A 19,245-nucleotide genomic window follows, 5' to 3' on the forward strand; every position below is an offset into this window, starting at 1 on the left:
CCTAACGTGGGCCAGCTAAAAGCGTTAAACTTGCTTCGCCTAATCTATGCTGCCAAAGATAGAATCCCACCAAAGCGGGAGTTGATCCCTTGTCTATCGGCAACTGCGCCACATCCAAAGCATGCACTGTCCATACATAACTGTGTTCACGTCCCTCTGGTGGACAAGGTCCAAAGAATCCAGGTTTACCTAAATCGGTATTAGCTTCAATGGCACCACTGGGTAGCGCTCCGCCATTCACACCACCTGCGAGAGTCGACACCTGTGCCGGAATGTCATACACAACACTGTGCCAAAAACCACTGCCAGTAGGCGCATCTTTGTCATATAAAGTGACAGCAAAGCTCTTGGTACCGGCAGGTACATTTTGCCAAGTTAAACGCGGCGCAATATTTTCGCCCGAACAACCAAATTGATTCCAATAATACTCAGGAGGAAACCTTGAATTATCAGCTAAATTACTTTCGAGACTAAACGCAGAGGCACTGTCGTCAGCCATAACGTAATTAATACTGGCAGCCAAAGCGACAGTCACCAAGAGAGTCTTTTTGAAAGAGGAGAAATAAGGCGATTTCATAATATGCTGAACCCATTTTTGAACTGTCCTAGAACAGTCATTACCATTGATTTGAGAATGTGGGTTAGCATATCAATCAAATTATTATTGATAAGGCGCATTTGGTTGATATGAGTTTCAAAAAATATTGGATAATCTCAACATGCTTCTCAGTTATTTTTAGGTTATGGTAGTTTCAGCAAAGATAATGCAAAAAAGTAACAACCAAACGACTAAGATATGTTATTAACACAATAATATAACGAGGATTCGCTATGATTAAAGCGGATTATCAACCTTGGTTTCCCGTGAACAGAAACCTAAAGCCACACCCGAACCTGAGTTGCAGATTAGACCATTTATCTTTAACCATTCTGTGGCAGGAACTTGATAACGATGCATTCACAATGGAATTATATTTCCCAACGATATCTGGAATACAAGTAATTGATGAGTCAAGTTATCAAACCTTCTTAGATAACATAAGTGATAACTTTAGCGATATTCTACATGATGATAAAAGCAATACGCCATTCCCTATTGATTCAGATTTAAATATCACGAATCAATCCAATGCCGATTATTTTTCTTTACCTTGGCCAATATGGAAGTCGGTAAAAAATGCACGCCGTCCTTATTATGGTGAATTAGGCGAACATATTTACCAAGACCTATACAGTTATTATATGGTGGGCGCCGATAGTGTCTACTTGATCGATACTGATGTAGAACCTACAGTCAATGTCTTATCTTGTTAACTATGAAGTTAATCGCTGTTAACCGAACAACTGCAGAATTAATCACAATGGGGTTAGTGAGCATATTGTTAATAATAACTACAATATGCTTTTTGCGTGAAATATCGCCAGCCAACACAACCGATTACATTTAAAGAGAGCAAGTTCAAAATAAGCAGATTGGCTAAATCCTCCGTTTTCATTACACTATCGACCTTCTCATCTTCACCCAAGAATGACCAAACCATGCCTGATTTTGCCTTACTCGCTGTGTTTATCCCGACTTTTTTCTTTGTTTCTATCACGCCGGGCATGTGCATGACACTCGCCATGACACTGGGTATGAGCATAGGTGTGCGCCGCACCCTGTGGATGATGCTGGGTGAACTGGTAGGCGTGGCGTTAGTGGCCACGGCCGCCGTGATGGGCGTTGCCAGTATCATGCTCAACTATCCCGAAGTATTTCAAATTTTTAAATGGATCGGCGGGATTTATTTAGGCTTTATCGGCGTACAGATGTGGCGCGCGCGCGGCAAGATGGCCATATTAAGTGATGATGACACTAACCCCAGAGCCAGCAATGTTACCTTGATCTCTCAAGGCTTTATTACCGCCATTGCCAATCCAAAAGGTTGGGCATTTATGGTGTCGCTACTACCCCCTTTTATCAATGCCGAGCGCGACGTCGCGCCGCAGCTCCTCGCCTTACTGAGCATTATCATGGTGACCGAATTTACCTCTATGCTCGCCTACGCCAGTGGTGGCAAAAGCCTGCGCATCTTCTTGAGCCGTGGTGATAATATTCGCTGGTTAAACCGCATTGCGGGCAGCCTAATGATAGGCGTAGGAGTTTGGTTAGCCATGAGCTAACGGTTTGAACTAACCGCTTAAATGTAACCTGTTCTACCTAAAATTAACCCAATAAAGTCCCGTTAACTCGGTCTTTATGAAGGCGCTTTTTTGTAGGGCAACACATCCTGCATCTGCGCCATATATTGCTGCATTTGCAGTGTTTCTTGCTCAACAAAGTCCGTAATCGCCGCCTTAAATCCCAAATGGGCGATGTTATGGTAGGAATACATTGCTACGGGTTCAAAGCCTCGCAGCACCTTATGTTCCCCCTGCGCGCCCGCATCAAACACTTGAAACTCATGTTCAATACAATATTGAATACCTTGATAATAACAGGCCTCAAAATGTAAACCGTCAAGCTCAACCGTCGTCCCCCAATAACGACCATATAAGCATTTCTGCCCTCGGGTATTCTCACCTTTTAAATACAAGGCGCCAGCGACCATCTCGCCCTTTGCATCTTCAACCACCAACAGTAGGACTTGCGCAGCGAGTTGTGCCCCCAACTGCTGAAAAAAGGTTGGCGTTAAATAGCCGCGATGACCGGAGCGTTTAAGGTAAGTTAATTGATAACATTGGATAAAAGTCTGCCATTGCGAAGCGGTGATCTGCTCCCCTTCGACAAACTGAAACTTAAGATTAAAAGGCTGTAACTGCGCCCGCTCCTTCAAGATATTTTTACGCTTACGGGAACTAAAGCCCGCCAGAAAATCATTAAAATCCCGATAACTGCGATTATGCCAATGGAACTGAGTGCCTAAGCGTTTTAACAGCGAATTTGGCAAACTTTCAAATAACGGCGTTTGTGTTAGGGTCACAAACAGGCTGTGCCATGAGGAAATCGGGGTAAAGCCCTGCTCTGGCTCATTAAGAATAGCTTCCTTAGGTACGAGATTATCCTGCGCTGATATTAGTCGGCGATTCAATGTCATCAGCAGTAATGCCGCCACGCGCAGTTGCTCGGCGCGCTCTACTGCGGGATGAATGCCCATCCGTTGACCTTGCACTGGGGTAAAAGGGATCGCATTCACCCATTTGGGATAGTAATCGAGCCCATGGCGCTCATAGGCTTCGGCCCACGCCCAATCGAACACATACTCACCGTAGGAGTGGGATTTTTGGTACAAGGGCATGACGGCAATAAGTGGGAACTGATTGAAGTGCTTAGCCGTTTGCACACTGATAAACCCTCCTTCAGCCAAAGGCAACAAGCTTTTATCCTTACTGGCGACATCATTTAATGTGTCACCCGCATCGAACACGCATAAATGTCGAGGCGTCCAACCGGTTGCAGTGCAGGCGGAGCGGCTTTGCTCAAGTGCCAACAGAAACTCATGGCGGCAAAATGGATTCGCCTCACCCATGGCGGCATTCCACGCACTGGCCGAAATATCCGACATTGAGCTCGCAAAAGCCAAAATAAGCTGTCTCATTGGGTAAATTATCGTCCTTTACTGGTGTGAACAAGTATACGAGGTTGCAATTAAGCCTAATTCTCGGCACATTGCATAGCCATAATTAAAATAAATTCAGGATTGAGTATGCGTCCAACAAGACCTTTTAGACCTCTTATTCTCGCCATTGCGATGGCGCTTCCCTTACTATCATCTCCCAGTCTGCTTGCCGATGAATCGCCAATTTTCAGCCAGATGGCCACCGCACAACCTGTGTGGGCTAAGCATGGCATGGTCGCAAGCCAAGAAACTCTCGCCAGTCGCACCGGCGTTGAGATCCTAAAGCAAGGCGGTAATGCGGTTGACGCCGCCGTGGCTGTCGCCTTCAGTTTGGCAGTCACCTTACCCCGTGCTGGCAATATCGGCGGCGGTGGTTTTATGCTGGTGCATATTGCCAAAGAAAACAAAACCATCGCTATCGATTATCGCGAAATGGCGCCGTCTAAAGCCAAGAAAAACATTTTCCTCGACGAAAATGGTGATGCAGTTGAAAAACTAAGCCGCGAACACGGTCTTGCCGTGGGTGTGCCAGGTACTGTGATGGGCATGAGCTTAGCCCTTGAAAAATATGGCACTATGACTCTCGCCCAAGTTACGGCACCCGCGATCAAAATGGCGCAGGAAGGCATTAGCATCACCCCAGATCTTGCCCAATCCCTTGCAGGCCTAAAACGCCGCATGGCCCAATGGCCAACCACGGCCGCTATCTTCTACAAAGCCGACGGCAGTGACTATCAAGTGGATGATATTCTTAAACAACCTGAACTTGCCCATTCGTTAAGTCTTATCGCAGAAAAAGGCACCAAAGGATTCTACGAAGGTGAAACCGCCACTAAGCTCATCAATGCGGTGAAAGAAGCTGGCGGCATTATGACCTTAGACGACCTTAAAAATTATAAAGTTGTGGAACGTGAACCCGTGCGCGGCGAATACCGCGGTTACGAGGTTGTGTCTATGCCACCGCCATCATCGGGCGGCGTGCACATCATCGAAATGCTCAACGTATTGCAGCAATTCCCAATAGACAAACTCGGCCACAATACCGCCCAGACGATTCATCTGATGGCAGAAACCATGAAGTACGCCTATAGCGATCGCAGCGAATACTTAGGCGATCCCGACTTTTATAAGGTGCCCGTCAGAGCCTTAACCAGTAAGGACTACGCCCAAAAAATCGCCAGCCAAATTGCGATGAATAAGGCAACACCGAGCGCTGAAATCAAGCCCGGCAAGCTCGCCCCCTATGAGAGCGACCAAACCACTCACTTCTCGGTAGTGGATAAATGGGGCAATGCGGTTTCAAACACTTACACCTTAAACTTCAGCTACGGTTCAGGTTTAGTGGCCAAGGGAACTGGCATTTTGCTCAATAACGAGATGGATGATTTCTCAGCCAAACCCGGCGTGCCCAACGGCTACGGTTTAGTGGGCGGTGATGCCAATTCGGTCGAGGGCAATAAACGCCCACTCAGCTCAATGAGCCCAACAATAGTAATGAAGGATGGCAAACCCTTCCTCGTCACTGGCAGTCCAGGTGGTTCGCGCATTATCACCACCACACTGCAGATCATCATGAATGTTATTGATCATGGATTGAATATCGCGGAAGCCAGTAATGCGGCGCGGGTTCATCATCAATGGCAACCCGATGAATTGCGAGTCGAGTCCAGCTTTAATCGCGATACCATTTCCCTGCTCGAAGCCAAAGGACACAAAGTGAAAGTACAATCCGCTATGGGCAGCACACAATCAATCATGGTGACCGAACAAGGAATTTTTGGTGCTTCTGATCCACGCCACTCGGGTAGCGAAGCTATCGGCTACTAGCATCCCCATGATGCCAATGTTAGTGAAAGAGATGAGTGTAAAGAGATGAGTGAGATAAAGAAGTGAATGAGATAAAAGGATTTATGACCTATTCGAACTAGGTCATAAACCCTGAGTAAAGCTTGTCCTTCCGCTCAGTGAATGCAAACTCTCGCTTAAAAAAGCCCTGCTATAAATCACTGTATAAGCAGGGCTTTTTATTATTTTGAATAGCTGATTTTCATACTGAATATAGCTGACCTTTAGACTGTAGTGGCATAGGCAATTTGTACCGGGTGACATGTTATTTCAATCGTTGGGATCCTAGTGGTTGGCTGGTATACTGTAGTGGCACACTCATATAGGCTTACCATGGCATTCACTCATCGACACGCAGCTAGTCCGTCCTTGGATGCTCGACCGCCCCGTCCATGGGGCGGACGGTCGTCTCGCTAATCACCATGACTCACCTTTTTGGCACTAGTGTAACCTGTAGATTTAAAAGACATACGCAACATACTTTTGGACATACATGAGTTAGATTCCTAACTCTAATTTGTGAGTTTCGAATTAAAATCTCTATGGGTAACGCCCCAATAGGCGGCGGATAATAGTTGGCTATAATTGTGAACGAAGCGAACGCACCAACTATTAGGTGTTCGCCTTAATTGGCTCTTGTTAACTCTCTTTTCCTCGTATGCCTTGGATAAAGAATACGTGCCCATACCTATCAGCTCTTTGTTTTGCCTGGTAAGTGTCGTTAATTGCAGCGCCAATACCTATTGGGTTAAGTATTAAAGGCGATGGCAAATTTCCCAAAAAACCTGTCAAAAATGTTTTTGTGATACTTGGTTTTACTTCAGAAGCTAAATCCCAAAGGTCTTTTTGGACTTGGGAAACCAAAGCTTTATCTACAGAAGTTGGATTGTCGATAACTGTCTCAAATACCATACTTCTAAAGGCTTCAATGTATTTATCACCTCTGAGTTCGATGATTTGATCCCAAGATAACGCATCGAAATTTGGTATTAACAGGTCATCCCCGAATAAGTCATGACATTCAATACTCTGGTGTTGATACTCATGTTCAAGTGCTCGTCCGACTATCGGTGCATAGCTTGGCACTAATCCAACCCCCTCATTTTGGAGTAGTTGATTTACACCTAAGTCCACAGTTACATCCATGTCAATTGGTATAAATGATGCTATAGGAATTTGCTTTTTTGCGGAAGCGGTTTTTTATACAGTTTGATGGGTAATCACTTGATATCGTTTTAGCTTTCTCATTTTTCGCACTTATTTTTTGCTGATGAATCGCTATCTAACGACTCTAAACTCCAAGGAATACACCTCCCCTCGGAGTTGCCGCAGGGCGAATAGACAAATTGCGTGAGTCTCGCCATGGATGGCGAGCTAGCTTTCGCAGGTGCAAGGACGCATCCTTCGGAAGCGATAGCAAATTTGGCAATGAGCACAAGGGGCTCTCAACTCCGTTGGGGGCGTCATGGAGCATCCAAGGAGGATAGGACGAGCAGTCCTCCTTGGTCGGGTGTGGGGTGAAGCCCCACGACTTTGATTGTGATTAAAGAATTCAAACGAAGTTTGTAATGGTAGAGATCACTATTTCACCGCCGATAGCTCGATAAACGCTGCGGTATACATTTTTAGGTTCAGCATGAATTGCTTGTGGGTGATAAACTCTTTTTCGGTATGGCCTGTGTATTCCACGCCCAGCATCGCTGGGTCAAAACTTAAAGCAATGGGGAGTAATTTACTGTTCGTTGAGCCGCCAATTGCAATGGGTTTAGGGTCGACTAAGCCAAGAAAACGTGCCTGAGACGCAATAATATCCTCGCCCAGTTTGCCATCATTTTTTGCTTAAAAGCCTAAAACAAAACATTTGTTACAAACTAAACACAAAATCGATGGAACCCCTAGTCCGATACATGTTAAACAGTCACATTAAGCTTAATTTAATGGTTTTAGCCGCACGTAGACTTCAAATTTTTCCTGAAATCCAAGGCCATCATCATGCAAACATCCATAACAATATCGACCTAACGGGGAACAAATAATGAAGGGACTAACCCTCAAATCGCAAGCCCTCACGCCACACAGAGCTAAGCTCACGCTAAGTGCCATCACTTTAGCCTTAACTTTGGGCGCCTGTAGCACACAACAACCCGATGCCAGTGTTCAAGCAAGTGCGGCGCCAAATGCAGTGTCAGCACAAATTATCAGCCAGAATGCGACTAATCCATTCTTTAAACCCTATGATACTTTTATGGAAATTCCGGCCTTCGATAAAATCAAGCCTGAGCATTTCCTCCCCGCATTTAAAGCGGGAATCGCCCAACAACACGAACAAATTCAAGCAATTGTTGATAATAAAGCCAAACCCACCTTCGCCAATACGATTGAAGCCATGGAGTTTTCTGGCGATCTAGTGACGCGCGTTTCTAACGTCTTCTTTAACCTGACGGGCGCGAATACGAATGAAGCATTGCAAGCACTCTCGAAAGAAGTGTCGCCTATGTTATCGTCCGCCGAAGACGATATTTTGCTTAATGACAAACTGTTTCAAAAAGTTAAAGCCGTCCACGACGCAAAAGACAACCTGAAGCTCAACACAGCCCAAGCCAAATTACTGGAAGATACCTATAAATCTTTCACCCGTGGCGGCGCTAACTTAAGCGAGCCAGATAAAACCAAACTGCGCGCGCTGAACGAAGAAATCGGCAAACTCAATTTAACCTTTGGTGACAATCTATTAGCCGAAACCAATGCCTTCGAATTAGTGGTTGATAGTAAAGCCGATCTCGCGGGTTTACCCGCAGATGTGATTGCCACAGCCTTTGAAACCGCCAAAAAACGTGGCCACGAAGGCAAGTGGGTATTTACCACGTCTCGCCCTTCTATTACGCCTTTTTTGACCTATGCCGATAATCGCCAGTTACGTGAAAAACTCTACAAAGGCTATATCGAGCGCGGTAACAACAATAACGCCAACGATAACAAGATTATACTCGCTAAGATTGCTGCCCTGCGTGCTGAACGTGCTCAACTGATGGGCTATAAAACCCATGCGGATTTCGTGTTAGAAGAACGCACAGCTAAAACACCAGAAAACGTCTACGGTTTACTCAATAAAGTATGGCCAGCGGCATTGGCCCAAGCAAAAACCGAAGTGGCTGATATGCAAGCCATGATTGACGCTCAAGGTGGCAATTTTAAGCTGCAAGCGTGGGACTGGGATTACTACGCCGACAAAATTCGTGTCGCTAAGTACAGCTTTAACGAGCAACAAACCCGCCCGTATTTCTCCCTCGACAGTACATTAAAAGGCGTGTTCTACACGGCTAACCGTTTGTACGGTTTGACCTTTAAAGAACGTACCGACTTACCCAAATACAATGCCGAAGTCCGTACTTGGGAAGTTTACGATAAAGACGGCAAACTGATGGCCATCTTTATGGGTGACTATTTCACCCGTGACAGCAAACGTGGCGGCGCTTGGATGAACTCCTTCCGCAAGCAATACAATATGAATGGCGTTGATTCTAAACCTATTATTATCAACGTATTAAACTACCCTCGCCCAGCGGGTAATGAGCCAGCGCTGCTGACCTTCGATGAAGCCAGCACACTATTCCACGAATTTGGCCACGCACTACACGGCATGTTATCGAACGTCGAATATCGCTCACAGGGCGGCACCGCCGTACCTCGCGATTACGTTGAGTTCCCATCGCAAGTGAATGAAAACTGGATGACTCAGCCAGAAGTGTTAGCCCAATTTGCCAAGCACTACAAAACTGGCAAAGTGATCCCGCAGGAGCTAGTGCAGAAAATCCAAGCGGCCAGCAAGTTCAACCAAGGTTTTTCTACCGTTGAATACATGGCGGCCACTAAACTCGATTTAGATTGGCACACACTAACCGATACAACGCCAAAGGATGCGGCCAAGTTTGAGGCGGACTCGTTAGCGGCAATGGGACTGATTGAGGAAATTAGCCCACGCTATCGCAGCACTTACTTCTCGCATATTTTCGCAGGTGGTTATTCAGCAGGCTACTACAGCTACCTCTGGTCGGATATTTTAGGTGCGGATGCTTTCGAAGCCTTTAAAGAAAACGGCATTTTCGACAAGGCCACTGCGGATTCCTTCCGTAACAATATCCTTTCGAAAGGCGGCAGCGATGATCCTATGCTGATGTATAAAAACTTCCGCGGTAAAGAAGCCGGTATAGAGCCGCTACTACGTAGCCGCGGATTACTGGCCGAGTAACATAACATCATCCCTCTAAATTGAAGTTTGAAATATCACCAACAGGGAGCTAACACTCCCTGTTTTTATTTTACTGATACCAAATAGGGAAATGGCGAGAAAGGTCAAGATGACAGAGTGCAGCTTGGCAGGTAACATCTTGGGAAAAAGATGTTACGGAACTTACGCCTAAACTTTTTAAACGCGGATTCGTAAAGGTGGTACGTTTCCGCTTCACATGTTAACCCACTATGATTCACCGCTTAGGCGGCATTAAATTTTCAATAGAGTTATATGATGAATATTGAGATGGTAGAAAAAGCAGATCATCTTAGTCTGCTCAATATTTGGGAAGCATCAGTGAGAGCAACCCATGACTTTTTAGCAGAAGAAGATCTACAGGAATTAAAGCCGTTGATCCTCGAACAATATTTTGACGCCGTTCACTTAAAGTGCGCTAAAAATGACAATGGAGAAATCCTCGGATTCTGCGGGGTACATGATGGCAATATTGAAATGCTGTTCATCTCACCTGACGCGCGCGGAAAAGGGATTGGTTCCATGCTAGCGACACATGCCATTAAAGAACTGGGAGCCACAAAGGTTGATGTTAATGAGCAGAATCAGCAAGCATTAGGTTTTTACCAGCATATTGGTTTTTCAGTAACGGGTCGCTCACCCGTTGATGGACAGGGTAAACCTTATCCGCTGTTGCATCTGGCGTTATATTCCATTGAGGGATTGTAGATGTATCCTGATTCAATCGATGAGAATAGGATTGGAGAGTATCCGGCGGAAACAAAATCAGGCGGCGGTTATTTCTATGATCAAGTACTAGAATATCGTGTTTGGTGCCGCCCTTGGCAAGGTGCTCCAGATGAATTTGATGGTGAAATCTACTATTACGCATTTCATACTTATAATGAGGCTCTTGAATTTTCGAATGAAACTGACGGGTCTGAAGCGCCTTTAGTACTTGTTAAACAGCTTGAATGGATTGATGAACCAGAAGCAGGAAAATTCATTCATAAAACAGGTGAACGCCTAACTGAATGGAGGGTTGAGTGGCTATTAGAGAGTCAACGTAAGGAGGACACTATTACTAACTTTATAAGTGACAATCAAACATAACAATTTAATCAATAAAAAATAGTTTAAGACTGTCTTTCGACAACATTCCAACAAACTATTTTGGAACTGTGATTAGGAGCGTTACCTGCAGATTTCCTTATCCTCTAAACCTCCTGTCTTGAAACAAAAAATGGTTAATAAATCCGCCCTGACATCAATAAAAAAGGCTTGTTAGGTTTCCCTAACAAGCCTTTAGCTTTTTACAATTAATCAATTAATCGACTAAACCGCGGCGCTTTAACAGTGCCTCTGTTGTCGGTTTTTTACCAGTAAAGTGAATATAATCTTGCATGAGATCTTCACTGTTACCTTTAGATAAGACTTCCTTACGGAATTTGTCACCATTATCGGCTTTTAAGCCACCTTGCTCACCCATATAGGCAAAGGCATCGGCGGCAAACACTTCGGTCCACAAATACGCGTAATAACCTGCGGAATAACCACCGGAGAAGGCATGGCTAAAGTAGCTCGATTTATAACGGGGTGGAATTGGCGCAAAATCAAGACCATGTTTAGCTAGCACTTGGTGCTCAAACTTCTCTACATCGCTAATTTGAGTATCGGCGCTGATAGAGTGCCATTCCATATCTAACAAGGCCGCTGACAGGTACTCAACGGTATCAAAACCTTGGCCAAACTTATTTGCCGCTAAGATTTTATCGAGCAGCGCCTTAGGAATTGGCTCACCCGTTTTATAGTGTTTGGCATAGTTAGCAATCACAGCAGGATCGATATTCCAATCTTCGTTAACCTGTGATGGGAACTCAACAAAGTCACGTGCGGTTGATGTGCCAGCCACGCTTGGGTATTTCACCTGCGAGAATAAACCGTGTATCGCATGGCCAAATTCATGGAACAGAGTGGTCACTTCATCGAAGGTCATTAGCGTTGGGCCATCGGCTGGCTTAGGAATATTAAGCGCGTTATAGACAACGGGCTTAGTGCCGAGCAGACCGCTTTGGGTGACGAACTCATCCATCCACGCGCCGCCGCCTTTGCCTTCACGGGCATAGGGGTCTAGATAGAATAAGCCAATAGAACTGTTATCTTTATCAAAGACTTCAAAGGCTAAAACATCGGAATGCCACACGGGTAAATCAGTACGCGGTTTTAAGCTGATGCCATACAATTTATGCATAGCGAAAAACAGCCCGTCTTTCAGCACAGTATTAAACTCGAAATAAGGCTTGATACTGCTTTCATCGAGGGAGTATTTCTCTTTACGCACTTTGTCGGCGTAGTAAGCCCAATCCCAAGGTTGCAGTTCAAAATCACCGCCCGCCTTTTTGATTTCAGCTTGAATATCAGCCGCCTCCACTTTGGCGCGAGCTAAAGCTTTTGGCGCTAAATCATCGAGGATTTCATACACAGCAGCAGGGGTTTTCGCCATTTGATCGGCAACCGCATAGGATGCCCAAGTATCGAACCCCAGTAAATTGGCTTTTTTAGCCCGTATTTGCGCCATTTTGACAATCAATGGACCATTGATTGCGACGGCTCTGTGCGCCGAGGTTTCCCATACTTTTTGGCGCAGTTCACGGTTGCTCAGGCTAGAAAGTACAGGTTGACGTGTCGTGTTGACTAACGTAATCAAATAGCCTTCTTTACCAGCAGCTTTAGCAGCCGCAGCTAAAGTAGCAATTTCGCTGTCGGATAAACCGGCTAACAGGGCTTTATCAGTCACAACAATCACATCATCTTTAAATGATTTTAAGCTGTTTTGTGAAAAGTCCGTCGCTAAGGTTGCAAGCTCAGCGTTAAAGTCGCGCATCTTAGCTTTATCATCAGCCGACAATTTCGCGCCAGCGCGGACAAACTGCTCATAGTAGTATTCAACTAAATGCTGATCTTCCGCATTTAGGCTGCTCTTTTGCTGGTATACGGCTTCAACGCGGGCAAATAAAGTCGGATCGAGATAAATATTATCGCGATGTGCAGAAAGCTTAGGTGCCAGATCCGCTTCAGTTTTCTGGAAATCATCATCAGAAATCAGACCTGCGAGATTAAAGAAGGTACGCGATACGCGCGTTAACAATTCACCCGAGGTTTCCATGGCGAGAATGGTATTGTCAAAACTAGCCGCCTGTTTGTTATTCACAATCGCAGCGATTTCTGCATCGTGAGCTTTAATGCCCTGCTCGAAGGCGGGAGCATAATCTGCGGACTGAATAAGATTAAATTGCGGCGCTTGATCTTGCAGTGGACTCTTGCTCAGCAGCACATTAGTTGCTTGCGCTTTAGCAGCGGATTGAGTCGCAACGGCATTTTTGGCTTCATTGGTGCTTACATCAGGCTTGTCTGAACAAGCGCCAAGTAACAATGCCGCAGCTACGGCTGTGGTAATAACGGACTTACGCATATTAACTCCCTTGGATGTTGCTGCCCTTTCGATTGTATTTTTAAGGTGAAAGGTGCGCGCAAACGGATTTTGGCTTTCGGTTTACAACAGTCTGTTTTAACGAACTTGTGTAGCTTCGTACGTCAATTTCGATGAACTACCTTAACAAGTTACGCGCATTTCAGCCAAGTTTTACCCGCCCAGAGCACAGCTAATTTGTATCACTTTATGTGTATTGCCCGTCTAAATAAGCCTATGCCAACGCTACGCTAAACCTAACTCACCTCAATCAAGCCAAGAGACATGTGAGCATAGGTGATTAACATTGGCTAAAATTTTATGTAAAAGAATTATTTAAAACAATTCTACTGAAATTTTACGTCAAATATCCCCGACATAGACAAGGGGCTGAGCAAATAAAATGCCATTCCAATAACAAATATTAATTCTTCTTAATAAACTGTTTACTGCAATTATTTAAACATTAATGCAACAAATAAACAGGCTAAACGGCTCACTATTTAGGCAGGCAAACCTTGAGTCACAATTTGAAACAGCTTTTATCCGATTAATGTCACATTCAGATCATCAAATGTCTTTATAATTCCCGCTCGTTAACTTAGCGGAAAATTAACCTAACAGTTAAATTACGCTGAATTAACGGGATGATGGGCATGTTCTTTTACGGAACATGCATTGGGGTCAAATAAATATAAATAGAGATAACTATGTTAAATAAGAAAATACTCGCAGTGATGATCACTGCCGCCCTTGGTGTAAGCGCCTGTAATTCTGATGACGACAAAGTCGTTCAAGCCGATTTACGGGTACTCGAAACCACAGATCTGCACACAAATATCATGGATTTCAACTACTACAGTGGCAAAAATGACCCAACTATCGGTCTAGCCCGTACTGCAAGCTTAATCCACGCTGCACGCAACGAAGCCAAAAACAGCGTACTCGTCGACAACGGCGATCTACTACAAGGCAGCCCAATGGGCGATTACATGGCTAAAGTTGGCCTGCAAATGGGTGATATTCATCCAGCCTATAAAGCCATGAACCTATTAGATTATGAAGTCGGTAATATCGGTAACCATGAATTTAACTATGGTTTAGATTTCTTAAATAAATCCATTAGTGGTGCAGATTTCCCTTATATCAACTCAAACGTTTATTGCGCCGACGATAATGGTTGCTGGAATGAGGTTAAAAAAGGTGAGCATTTATTCACCCCTTATATCATCAAACAAAAAAACATCATCGACAGCGAAGGTAATAATCAAACCATTAACATTGGTTATATTGGTTTTGTGCCACCGCAAATTCTATTGTGGGATAAACAAAATCTGACGGGTAAAGTGACGGTCGAAGATATTATTGAAACCGCGAAAAAATATGTCCCCGAAATGAAAGCCAAAGGGGCCGATATCATTATCGCCATTCCTCACTCTGGCATTGGTTCAACGGAAAATCCTGGCGATCCTATGGCTGAAAATGCCACTTACGCTTTGACTTATGTTGATGGTATCAATGCGATTCTATTCGGCCACAGCCACTCTATCTTCCCTGATGCTAAGTATGCCGACTTACCCAATACCGACGTCACTAAAGGCCTACTGAACGGCGTCCCCGCTGTGATGCCAGGTCGTTGGGGTGATAACCTAGGGGTTGTTGACTTTAAACTTGAACGTAGAGATGGTAAATGGCATGTCCTTAGTGCGAAAACGCAAGCTCGCCCCATATATAATGGTGCAACTAAGGAAGAGTTAGTTAGCCAAGATCCCGCAATTAAAGATGCAGTCGCAGCCGAGCACCAAGGCACCCTCGCCTTTGTGGATGAACCTATCGGCGTTGCCGCAGCCGACATGTACAGCTTCCTTACCTTAGTGCAGGATGACCCTACGGTACAAATCGTTTCCGATGCGCAAATCGCTAACGTGAAAGCGAAATTACCTGCAGCATTAAAAGGTCTGCCAGTGCTATCAGCCTCCGCCCCCTTTAAAGCGGGCGGCCGCCACGGTACAACCAGTGATGCCGATCAATTTGTGCAAGTTGATAAAGGCCCACTGACCTTTAAAAACGCCGCCGATCTGTACCTATATCCCAATACTATGGTGGCAGTCAAAGCGACGGGCGCCGAATTGAAAGATTGGCTCGAGTGCTCAGCAAACCAGTTCAATCAAATTGACCCTGCAAAAACCACCCCACAAGGTTTAATCAACTGGGATGGTCATCCAACCTATAACTTCGACGTACTCGATGGCTTAACCTATAAAATTGATGTGACCCAACCAAGCAAGTTTGACCGCGATTGCGCAGTCGTTAATGCCAACGCAAACCGTATCGTTGATTTAAGCTATAAAGACGAAAACGGCAAAGTCATCACAGGTGAAGAATTTGCCGCGAAAGAGTTTATCGTTACCTCAAATAACTACCGCGCCTTCGGGGGTAAGTTTGCTGGTACGGGTAGCGACCATGTGGTACTTGAACTGCCCGATACTAACCGTGAAGCGCTAGCTGCTTATATCACAGCGCAATCTAAGTACAACGAAACCACGGGTAAGTACGAAGCTATGGTCAATCCAAGTGCCGATTACAACTGGGATTTCAAAACCATCACTACCAACGTCACATTAGACATTCGCTTCGAAACCCAAGACAGTGACAAAGCCGCTGCCTTTATCGAAGCCAATAAACAGCGTGAAATGAAGAAGATCGGTAAGGATGAACTGGGTTTCGCCGTTTATAGCATCAACCTAACCAAATAAGCGTTCAATTCCAAAATATCATGCTCAAAAGGCTCCTCGTGAGCCTTTTTTATTCCCTGCAGATCAAATTAACGCTAATCTGCGCGCTATAAACAGTGTGTCGCCATTTAGTTCATCATGCTCCACACTAAAGGTTAAACCTGCTTTGTGTCGCTAAATATCTGCCTTATTATTTAGCGGCGTCCTCGCAACAACAGAGAAAGCTTATGAAATATCAATCAATCTTATGTGCCACTGCGTTAATGCTGGGCGCAGTGCAACCTGCAACGGCCGATGTTCATCTCAATCTGACTAAAAATGCTGAAGTGCTAACGGTCAATGGCAAGCCAGCCGTAAAGAGTGGCGATCTCATTTTAGCCGATGGGACCAATCAGATTGCCTTCCGTTATGCCGCGCAATATCGACAACAAGCTGACTCAGTGCATTATCTCTCCGACGTGCTCATCGTCCGTTTTGATGCATCAGCACAAACACTCACGCTGACACTTCCCGCCATCAACTCAGCCAGAGATGCAAAGAAATTTGATGAGTCACCTAAGCTGACACTATTAAATGCTCAAGATGAAGCAGTGGGTTTTACCAGTGATAAATTGATTAAGAATGGCATTCAACTGGGACGGGATTTCGAACACGAGATACTGCAGTACAACCTTAGCAATCATCCGGCTTCATTAAATCTCACTATGAATACCGCAACAACGCAAGCAAGCGACGCCATTGCACCAGTATTGGCAAGCCAGCCGCAAATACACCAAACATCAGCAGCCACATCCACGAGCTTGATCGCGCCAGCAGTTATGTCGTCAGCAGTCGCAGCGAACAATGATAAGGCTCAGCAAATCACTCCAGCGACGACACCTAGCCAAGCTGAAATCAGTCAAATGCTGGATTACTGGTACAAACAAGCTAACGACAATACCAAAGCCAGCTTCAAAGCCAAAATAAATAAAGAGTGATCCATACCGCTTCGGCTATCTACTTCAGACCGCCAGCTAAGTGTCTCACATGGACTGGCGACTCTATTAAAGCTTAGTAAAACTAATATTTCAGAAATATTAAAACTCAGTAAGTCCATTTTCACTTCACAGCTTAATGTCATTTAACACAGCAAAGCTGCTAAGCAACAAATGGTGCGAGTGCCTGTAAAGGTGTTATTTATATATTTGGTAGAACAAATTATAAATATAAAAGACATATCATTTTACAGTCTTCGTAGACTATTATTTATCAACTCGCTTTATAAAATACAGTTAAGCATTTGTAGATAAAAGACTTATCACTTAATTAACTACAAAGAATTCGAACTGAGTAAAATCGAATAGTCTCAGTTCCTCCAGCCAACATAATTAACTATCCGCAAAGCGTTATCTCATAATTAAATATTTTTAAAAATCAAAACCTTGAGCAAGGATAAATACTATTTAGCCTACACATTTAACCGTATGCATTATGATTTACGCTATATATTTTGGCTAGATCCAGAAACAAATGTAACAAAAAATGTCATAAAGGCATTATTTAGCAAGAGTCATTATCAGCTTCAAAGCCTCACTAAGCATGAAAAGATCAATGCTCTAATCCTATTCCATAAAAAACATTCAACCTTTAGACTTATTCAACCTTCAACCTGCTCATTCTTTATACTGATTTAAACTCTCCCCATCAAATGTTAGAAATAAGTTGCCTAAATGATAGGGCGAAAAATTACTAATCAAGTAAAAGGAATAACATGATGGAACTTAAATTAAAAAAAGCTGAGTTAGTGAATCTGTCCCATGATAAAAAAGTCTTACCTAGCGAATTAACACCACAAGTTGCTGGTGGTGTGATAACTCGTGCTTGCGGAGAGTTGACTGCCAATGCATACACCTGCCCTTCTGATCGTACAGGTAGCACTCATCGCTGCTGTCAAATCCCTTAATACGGGGTTCAAGTAACCAAATAGGTTGTGACGTCACAATATAACACAGCATATTTTATCAGTAGATGTGTAAAGGGCATATCCACTATGCCCTTTTGACTTTCTAAATGAGCCAATATGTAGAAGCTGTACTTCATGGAAATAAAGGAAGGTGGTTCAGTGCAATTTAATCAACCCCATCAGTCTAGCCTTGCTAGACAGGCATTGAACGACATAGCTGTGCTATTAGTGAAAGATGCCAAACAATCATTAGAGCAGCAAGGGGTTGGTTTGTTAACTGGCTTAGCTGGGCAACAATTATTTTTCTGGCAATTACATAAACAGTTTCCAGAACTAGCATGCCAACATGAATTTTCAGCACGAATGACATTAATAGAAGAGCAAATACCATTCCTACATTCACAGTTCGCGTTTGGCTATGGACTGACTGGTGTCGCTTGGCTATATGAATTTTTTTTGCATGAAGGGAATTACCAAGCGGAGTTTAATCACAATACTGATGTGCTCTTACTACAACATTTACAACAGAACGACTGGACTGGAGAATTGGAATTTATTCGCGGACTAAGTGGTTTTGCAGTCTATATAGCGCGGCGTCAAACCGCGGAATTAGGCTTACCTTTGGCCCAAGCGTTATTGACACTACTGGAACAGCAATGGCATCAATTTGCCGATGGTACTGGTGCTTGGGAAGTGGCAACAAACTCTTTCTTTAGATTTAATCAGGCAACAGATAACCCTGAATATAATTTAGGATTAGCTCACGGAGTCCCTTCAATCATTGCCTCTCTATTACCATTATTAGCGCATCAGCAACTACACAGCCAAATTCAGACGTTGTTGCAAGCCAGTTGTCAGTGGTTAATTCAGCAGCAACAAACATCAGAGAAATTTGGTAGTTGCTTTGCGTACATCACGGAACAACCGTGCCAGTCACGACTCGGTTGGTGTTATGGCGATGCCACCATCGCCTTAACATTGCTGCGAGTGGGCAATGCAATAAACCGTGATGACTTTACCGCCGCTGGTAAGAACATTGCCTTAAAAGCCGCTCAGCGTAGACTAAAAAGCAGCCAAGTACAGGATGCAGGTATCTGTCATGGTAGTGCAGGTTTGGCTTTAATCTTTCAAGTCATAACACGCTATTACACCGAATCCACTCTTTCACAGGCTGCACAATATTGGTTTGAACATACATTAGCACTATATCAAACATCAGGACTCGACGGTTTTAATGCCGTGCGCGAACAAGATAATTCAAACTGCCGCCTACCAGACCATGGCTTACTTGGAGGCTATGCCGGTATAGGTTTAGTGCTATTGATGGCCTTCAACGTAGAAACTAATTGGCTAGATGCGCTTTTATTAACCAATAATTGATTTCGATATATTGGCTATTTTTATAACAA

14 protein-coding genes and 1 pseudogene are annotated in these 19,245 nt (G+C 44.3%); 10 read left to right on the forward strand and 5 right to left on the reverse strand.

The features are described from left to right. Position 1 precedes the first annotated feature (1 nt). On the reverse strand, positions 2-535 hold the full coding sequence (locus HUB64_RS16940; protein WP_368039635.1) for a YbhB/YbcL family Raf kinase inhibitor-like protein: 534 nt from the start codon (positions 533-535) through the stop codon (positions 2-4). 296 nt (positions 536-831) lie between these two features. On the opposite strand from HUB64_RS16940, the gene HUB64_RS16945 reads away from it, so the two are divergent. Both HUB64_RS16945 and HUB64_RS16950 read left to right on the forward strand, forming a co-directional pair. Continuing rightward, positions 832-1,314, forward strand: a complete 483-nt coding sequence (locus tag HUB64_RS16945; RefSeq protein WP_173244206.1) for a hypothetical protein — start codon at positions 832-834, stop codon at positions 1,312-1,314. A gap of 225 nt (positions 1,315-1,539) precedes the next feature. Then, positions 1,540-2,163, forward strand: coding sequence for a LysE family translocator (locus HUB64_RS16950; RefSeq protein ID WP_106650850.1), 624 nt, complete (start codon positions 1,540-1,542; stop codon positions 2,161-2,163). A gap of 74 nt (positions 2,164-2,237) precedes the next feature. On the opposite strand, the gene HUB64_RS16955 is transcribed toward HUB64_RS16950, so the two are convergent. Further along, complete coding sequence (locus tag HUB64_RS16955) at positions 2,238-3,578, reverse strand: GNAT family N-acetyltransferase (protein WP_173244203.1); 1,341 nt, start codon at positions 3,576-3,578, stop codon at positions 2,238-2,240. A 108-nt stretch (positions 3,579-3,686) separates the two neighbouring features. Here HUB64_RS16955 and ggt point away from each other — a divergent pair, with 108 nt between their 5' ends. Next, positions 3,687-5,426, forward strand: a complete 1,740-nt coding sequence (gene ggt / locus HUB64_RS16960; protein WP_173244200.1) for a gamma-glutamyltransferase — start codon at positions 3,687-3,689, stop codon at positions 5,424-5,426. A gap of 657 nt (positions 5,427-6,083) precedes the next feature. Here ggt and HUB64_RS16965 read toward each other — a convergent pair. Both HUB64_RS16965 and HUB64_RS23250 read right to left on the reverse strand, forming a co-directional pair. Further along, positions 6,084-6,578 carry a hypothetical protein gene (locus HUB64_RS16965; RefSeq protein WP_173244197.1) on the reverse strand — a complete coding sequence of 165 codons (495 nt, stop codon included), beginning with the start codon at positions 6,576-6,578 and terminating at the stop codon, positions 6,084-6,086. 447 nt (positions 6,579-7,025) lie between these two features. Then, a pseudogene (locus tag HUB64_RS23250) lies at positions 7,026-7,226 on the reverse strand (hypothetical protein); the annotation flags it as partial. A 253-nt stretch (positions 7,227-7,479) separates the two neighbouring features. Between HUB64_RS23250 and HUB64_RS16970 the strand changes: the two are divergent. The 3 genes from HUB64_RS16970 to HUB64_RS16980 all read left to right on the forward strand — a co-directional run bounded on the left by HUB64_RS16970 (position 7,480) and on the right by HUB64_RS16980 (position 10,803). Next, a complete protein-coding gene (locus HUB64_RS16970) occupies positions 7,480-9,693 on the forward strand; it encodes a M3 family metallopeptidase (protein WP_173497458.1) in 2,214 nt (737 codons plus the stop codon). 276 nt (positions 9,694-9,969) lie between these two features. Then, on the forward strand, positions 9,970-10,419 hold the full coding sequence (locus HUB64_RS16975; protein WP_173248611.1) for an acetyltransferase: 450 nt from the start codon (positions 9,970-9,972) through the stop codon (positions 10,417-10,419). After that, the gene (locus HUB64_RS16980; RefSeq protein ID WP_173244192.1) at positions 10,420-10,803 is read left to right on the forward strand and encodes a GCN5 family acetyltransferase; all 384 of its coding nucleotides are present in this window, start codon (positions 10,420-10,422) and stop codon (positions 10,801-10,803) included. 214 nt (positions 10,804-11,017) lie between these two features. Here the strand turns inward: HUB64_RS16980 and HUB64_RS16985 are convergent, their stop codons facing one another. Continuing rightward, complete coding sequence (locus HUB64_RS16985; protein ID WP_173244189.1) at positions 11,018-13,162, reverse strand: M3 family metallopeptidase; 2,145 nt, start codon at positions 13,160-13,162, stop codon at positions 11,018-11,020. Between the two features lie 707 nt (positions 13,163-13,869). Here HUB64_RS16985 and HUB64_RS16990 point away from each other — a divergent pair. The 4 genes from HUB64_RS16990 to HUB64_RS17005 all read left to right on the forward strand — a co-directional run bounded on the left by HUB64_RS16990 (position 13,870) and on the right by HUB64_RS17005 (position 19,216). Beyond that, a complete protein-coding gene (locus tag HUB64_RS16990; protein WP_028759576.1) occupies positions 13,870-15,915 on the forward strand; it encodes a bifunctional 2',3'-cyclic-nucleotide 2'-phosphodiesterase/3'-nucleotidase in 2,046 nt (681 codons plus the stop codon). 206 nt (positions 15,916-16,121) lie between these two features. Further along, positions 16,122-16,871, forward strand: coding sequence for a DUF2057 domain-containing protein (locus tag HUB64_RS16995; RefSeq protein WP_028759575.1), 750 nt, complete (start codon positions 16,122-16,124; stop codon positions 16,869-16,871). A 773-nt stretch (positions 16,872-17,644) separates the two neighbouring features. Then, entirely contained in the window at positions 17,645-17,836 is a 192-nt protein-coding gene (locus HUB64_RS17000; RefSeq protein WP_147250506.1) for a hypothetical protein, read from the forward strand. 135 nt (positions 17,837-17,971) lie between these two features. Further along, on the forward strand, positions 17,972-19,216 hold the full coding sequence (locus HUB64_RS17005) for a lanthionine synthetase LanC family protein (RefSeq protein ID WP_028759573.1): 1,245 nt from the start codon (positions 17,972-17,974) through the stop codon (positions 19,214-19,216). Positions 19,217-19,245: the final 29 nt, after the last annotated feature.

It is taken from the genome of Shewanella sp. ISTPL2 (assembly GCF_013283205.1).
Classification (GTDB): Bacteria; Pseudomonadota; Gammaproteobacteria; order Enterobacterales; family Shewanellaceae; genus Shewanella; species Shewanella oncorhynchi.